The sequence below is a fragment of the Mesonia sp. K7 genome, from assembly GCF_003233725.1.
Classification (GTDB): Bacteria; Bacteroidota; Bacteroidia; order Flavobacteriales; family Flavobacteriaceae; genus Mesonia.
On sequence record NZ_QKQV01000025.1, the window covers coordinates 1 to 6,513 of the forward strand.

General features: G+C 37.7%; 2 protein-coding genes. Both read right to left on the reverse strand.

The window, feature by feature from the left end:
* A partial coding sequence (locus DNG35_RS12030) for a SpvB/TcaC N-terminal domain-containing protein (protein ID WP_158524905.1) occupies positions 1–5,629 on the reverse strand: 5,629 nt, incomplete at its 3' end.
* 5 nt (positions 5,630–5,634) lie between these two features.
* Positions 5,635–6,513 (reverse strand): T9SS type A sorting domain-containing protein (locus DNG35_RS12035; protein ID WP_146228884.1); only part of this gene is annotated, 879 nt, incomplete at its 5' end.

Sequence of the window (6,513 nt, forward strand, 5' to 3'; positions counted from 1 at the left end):
TATAGGTATCATTGTCTTTATCCCAAAAAACCAAATCTATCAATCCATCTCCATTCACATCAAGGAAGAATACATTTTTTTTTGCACTAGAAAAATTCAAACCAGCTCCAATCGCGATATCTCCAAAGGAACTTATAGGAAAATTAGCATTTATGTGACCCGAGACACTTTTGCTTGTTAATAGATCATGGCCGTTGCCCCAAGTAATTTTTTCATCATAAAATCCATACCCATGATTTAGGCTAACATCAATGTAGCCCGCAGGATTCAAATAAACCTTATCCGATAAACCATCTCCGTTCATGTCCAACCAAATCTGTTCAATTCTGTTTTCACTGCTACCTACTCCTATACTTCCGGAATGAACATTTGTTGAATTTCCCAAATTACCATCCCCACTAGCGGCATCGCCATTAGTACTATTTGTTGACTCACTCTTTATCAAATTAAACATTAAAGGATTTGTTTCTCCATTGGAAGAATCATTTGGACTTGATTCTTCAACTGAAGCGCTTCCAGAAATATCATCAGTAGAGGTTTTAATATAAAAGTCATTCCCCTTTACAATACTTATTGCCCCTACACTATTGGTATATTGTATCTTGTTGGGTGTAATCACCTCCGGATATTTGTCTCCATTTAAATCCATTAGTTGTATAAGCGTTTTTGTTTCAGATTTTCCAATATCTGTCCCTGCACCTACGCTTCCTATAGTTATAGTGCCAGGGGAGGTAACATCTCCTTTAGCTTTACCTCTTTGTTTGAAACCGTAAAACGGAATATTGTCTATATCATTTAAATCCACATAGCTGTCAAACAAGTTTGTTTCACCAAATCTACCCACTTGATGGGTTACCCTATGGGGAGTTTGTTGTCTGTCTATAAAATACTTTGAATTGACTGCGGGATTATACATGTCATTCTCTGTTCTATTGTCTTTATTAAAAAGTGCATACCTTGGCTTGCTCTCAAAATCACCTGCAATGTCGTCTATATTGCTATTCTGGTTGTTGTTTAAATAGTCATTGTTTGAAGCATCTGGAAATATAGCCCCATCAATAAGGTTTGCCCCGTAATCCTCAATGATATCAGGAAGACCACTGCCTGTAAGAATGAGCTCCTGGGTAGACGTATCCCTTTTTAAGGTTATTCCCCCATTGTATAGGAAATATCCCCAATTTCTATAAGCATGCCCAAATAAGTTGGGGCTGTGTACAAAAATGGGTTTTTGAAGGGTTATTCCGGACCAACTAGGAGGGTTGGTCTGCTGAGAATCCAATGAAATATCAATTTCAGGAGGTACAGCTTGACCAATGCTGGTTTGGTTATTGGTGATTTCATAGGCAGCTTTTTTATTTTCCGTGTAAAAAGCAACATAGAGAACATCAACATCACTAACTTGGCTTTTTCTGAGTTTTAGGGGTGAATTGTTAATTACATTGTAAGAAGCATCTATAGTAATTGTCTTTTTGTCAATAACAGTTGTTACGCCCGCTTGCTCACCTTTGATAACCAAATGCAGATCAACAGGAAAATCATTGGGCTCTAAATCCATAAGGGAGTAGAACATATTTGTATCAAGATTATTGTCAATAACCAAATAATCTTGATCTATTAAATTTCCATTTATATCATACGTAAGATTTGGAGCTGGGAATTCACCGCTTCCATTTCCTTTGGGCAGTTTATGGATAAAATTTGTTGAAGTTCGTTTATTAAAGGTAACGTATTCAACAGGGGGATAGTAAAAGTTACTATCAGCAGTAAGAATAGGCTTCCATTCCATTAGTTCCCATGCTATATTAGAGGTACTTTTTACTTGAAGAAAAAGAGCATTTCTTATATTTGAATTTTGGCTTAAACTTAAGGGGATGTTGGTATTGCCCGTAAGAATTTCATTGACATGGTCATAGTGTACCGTGTGATAGGTTGAATTGACAATATTATTATCAGCATCGATCTCACGAACTTCCGCTATGAATTGAATGTCATCGGTGTACTTAATCTGATTAAGGTTGGATAGGTTAAAATCTAGACTGACAGAACTGAAATCAGATAAACTCATTCCTGAACCATCAGAAAGCAAATAGTCTTCTCTTTCTGTATATTTATAAACTTCCTTGCGATTCTCATCTACATAATCGTTTACCGCTGAATTTTGATAGACAATATTGGTATTCCACTCTACTACACCACCTGTGCCATAATCTTTATTGTGTGTCCGGAACAATATTAAGTCTCCTTTATTTACAGGGATGTCATAAGTGGTTGGATTAGAAGGATTTTTTGGGTTGATCAAAACATCAGAAGTACTTGTAAAATTATCTACGGCAATTAAAAGTGAATTTTGAGAGGGGCTTTTATATGCTTCTCCATTAGAGTCAAGTACTAATCTTTCAATAGTAAGTTTGAATCTGTTAAGATAACCAGGTTCAATGGAAGAAAGGGAGGTTACCCTTGCTCTACTATTTATTTTTATTGTTCCAGTAAAAGGAGCTTCCCATACTTTTACGGCATCAAATTGTGGGTTTTCCTCACGGATTTCGTCTAAGAACGGGACTTCTATGTCATCAATTATTTCCTGATCCACAAGTCCAGATTCAATATAGTTTTCTGTATCTAGAATATCAGAGCTAAAAGATCGATTTAAAGGATTGCTTTGGTGATGGTTAAATTTAATGTTTCCATTATTGACATAGTCTGGTAATCCATCACCATTTCTATCTACAAAATACCCATCGGTAGTTGTCCGGGTTGTAGAAAACTTTTTTTGTAGCTTCCCTGAACCGCCTGTTACACTTAAGATAACATCAATACCCCATGTGTTTGTTTTGGATTTTGTTTCTGACAAATCATTGATACCACTTAAGGAAATGGGATTACCAAATGAATTACTTTGTAGTAAATTGGGTCTGTAGTATAAATTACCATTTTTCTTATATACTTTATCAGAAAGACCATCTCCATTTATATCAACCAAAGCCACCAGACTTTTCTGGGTATTATTAGTGTAATTATAAACACCCCCAATGGACATGCTCTTTGAGGTGGGGTTTAAATTAAACCCGATTCCGCCCCTAAAACCTAAACTGAAACCAGAAGAAAAACTAGTACCTAAAGGAGATTCAATAACATCTTGCAAATCAATTTCATTAAACAGAGGAAATAGGGCAAAAGGAGTATCGAAGATTAAGTCTTCTTGGGTGTCAGTCCAGGTAGTTTGACCTGATAAAATTTCATTTTCATCCACATCATTACCATTGCCATCTTTATTGAAATATTCAATAGTATTGCTATAGAACAATTCACCATTGGTGTCAAATTCCGAAATCTTGGATAATTGCCGTTTATTAAAAGGAGCTTCTTCATATTCGAACTGATATGTTCTGATGATTTGATTGCTAGCGCCTATATATTTAATTTCTACTTCAGTTAATAAATCATCGGTAAGCTGTAGGGTTCCGTTCCTAGCGGTTAGTATTTTGTCTTTCCTAGCATTATAGGAGGCATTCCCAAGGGTATATACATTTCTATTAAAATCTATCTCATAATGCCTATACGCACCACTGTGGAGTGTATAAAATATTTTATTGATATAAAAAGAGGAGGCAAGAGGCTTTGAAGAGTCTCCGTCAAGATGTCCAGTTGACTTATCATAAAGGTACTCAATCCTATTCCCATAGTTATCTATGGTCTTGTGCAATGCCCAATGCACAATATTTTCTTTACTGTCGTTTGTTTTGATGATTGCATTATCTACCTGACCATTTTCGTCTCCTCCATAAAAACTTCTATTGCCAAGTTTGTCCGTTACTTCCCACCAATAATTGCTTGGGTCACTTCCATGACGAATAATTTTTTGATAACTTCCTTCTTTGCGCTCGTAGAATTGACGTTCTGAATTTCTTGAAATACTATCTTTTCTATGGGGGTTAGTGTATTCGTCATTATCGTCTAATACCAAATCTGCCCCATTTAAACTATAAAGCTCACTCTCATAAGTAGTATCAAAGGCAGGAGCACCCCATTTGGTATTTAAGGTAATCGCTGGTGTTTGAATATCCCAACCAACACCCATCCAACCGTTTCCAGCTTCACTGTTATAGTTTACACTTAAAGATGGCTGCATTCCGTTTCTGCCTTGCGGTAACTTTAAAGGAAAACTAGTCGTGACGCTTCCCGTGCTGTTGGGAGTAGGTGGTGCAATACTTACAATTCCTGCACTAGGATTGGCATATTCCATATCTGATATGGTCGTAGGTGTAAAGTTACTGGTTTCCGGAGATTCAGCCACCTTGATGATACCATTGATATAATCCGTTTCGTTATTGAAGGAACGGGAAATGATACTTTTATCCTGGTAGGATATACTGTCGGTGGGCAATGCTTTCCACTGACGCTCGCTTTTGTTGTAGTAAAAGGTCTTGACATCTTTTGCGGAATAGCCTTGGGGGATCTTATTTTCATCAAACTTCAAATGCAGTTTAACGGGAACACTATCTGGAAGATGGAGCTTTTGAACCCGAAATGCAGGTGCATCTCCAGCGGTTACATTATAAAGACTAGAGTTTAAAACCCTTACATCCTTAAACTCCAGCTTATTGACCACAAATCCCGCCTGAGGATAGGATCCTGATAAATTTTGTTGATCAATACTTAAAGCTTCATAAGAGAAGAGCTGCTCTTTCTGTTCGCTAACAAAAAAAGCATGGAGGCTTTTTTTAGGTTCTTTATGGTCCAATGTGATTAAACCCTCACTTGTTGAATCTTCTATGGACAAAGTGATACTTTCGTTTAAAAAAGAGAGGTGAAGCTTTTGGGTAGTATCCGGTAGGTTGTGGATAAGGTATTCAAACCTTCCTTCAACAACAGGAATTTCGATTTCCAAAGGGGTAACTCGGATTGTTTGTATATTGGGGTCTTGGACGTACCCATTGATATAAGCAGTCCCGTTCGTGGTTTTTACAATGGGGCTGACCACAATCGAGTTGCTTGTTTTGGGTTCCAGCACCAGTTTGAGGTTCTTGATTTGGTATTGATAGGTTTGGTCTGCTCGACGTGTAAAATAGATTTCATTCTTCCCTTTTTGGAGCTGATGATTTGCCAAGGGTTCTTTAACGGTATGCCAGGCGTCATCTTTTTCAATGAGCATCCCTCCATAGGATAAATGACCGTTGATACTTTTAGTGGTGGATAAGGCACTGGCGAGGCCGAACAATTCATATTTGATATAAGCTTGGTATTGTTCAATAGCTATGCTTTCTGGAATCTCAATATCAAAAAAATTGTCATAAGGGCTCTCTACATCACCTGTATCTTTTTTTCCGATGACCCCCAAAGTATTCATCGCTCTAAAAGTATGGGTGTTGATGGTGGGCTGGTCTTTAGGCTCTAGGCTAGGTTCAGGTTTAACTTCAATGGGTTTTATCGAACTTTTTTCTTCTTTTGAAGGCTTTGCTTTCTTTTCAGTCCAAACTTCAGAATTGGAAGTAACGATTCTTGGTTTGATAGGTTGGAATGCCATTAATTGTTGTATCGGTTGGGCAAAGACCATCATATTTCCCATAATGGCTACAATTAATACACTGGCATATGATTTTCTGATGGTGTTGAAATAATTTTTTCTCATCATGACTATCTAATAATTATTTTGTCAACTTTGGATCCTGCATCTGAAGAGACACGTATGAAATAAAGTCCGGAGGTTAATAAATTGAACTGAAGTCTGTAGGTACTACTGCCACGTATTTCTTTTCGTTGTAGAATAGCACCTGAGGTGTTGAAGATTTCTACTACACCATTGATTTCATTCCCACAAGATACTTCATAGTGAAAATTGCTATTGGCATTGCTCGGGTTGGGGTAGATTTTAGTGTCCAACACCTGATCTTCAATATTTGACTGCGTGTTCTCATTTTTTGAGGCAATGCTTTCTTCCTCAGCTTGATCCTGTCCTGCTTTTCCACCATAGCAACCAATCTCTATTTCCTTCGTACAAATAGCTCCTAACTTATCCCTCACGGTGATGAGATATCCTCCAGGGGGAATATTGGAAAGCGTTGTATCATCATTATGTGCCTGACTGTAATCAATACCACCTCCGTCAATGGATTTGATATTGGTATGGTAAGTGAAGAAGCCCCCTGTGACATCTATGTGTATGTCACTTAAATAAATAGGCTCACAGTATTGGGTTTCCGTAACGTCACAATGAAATTCATTACTGATGACAATGGTATCCGTGACCGTACAGGTTCTGTCTCCATTGGTAATCACTAAAGTGTATTCTCCTGGTGTGCCTACCTCTAGTATAGGGTCGGTGTGCAACATCAACTCACCGTTATAGTACCACTGGTAGGTGGCGTCCGGATCTTGGACATAGGCATTGCCTTCCAATACGGTGGTGGGTTGTGAGGTAGTAAGGATTTGGTCCGGTCCCAAATCTATATCTATGATCTGTGGTTCAATTTCAAAATCAGTACTAACTACTACACCATTAGCGTCAACTATGGT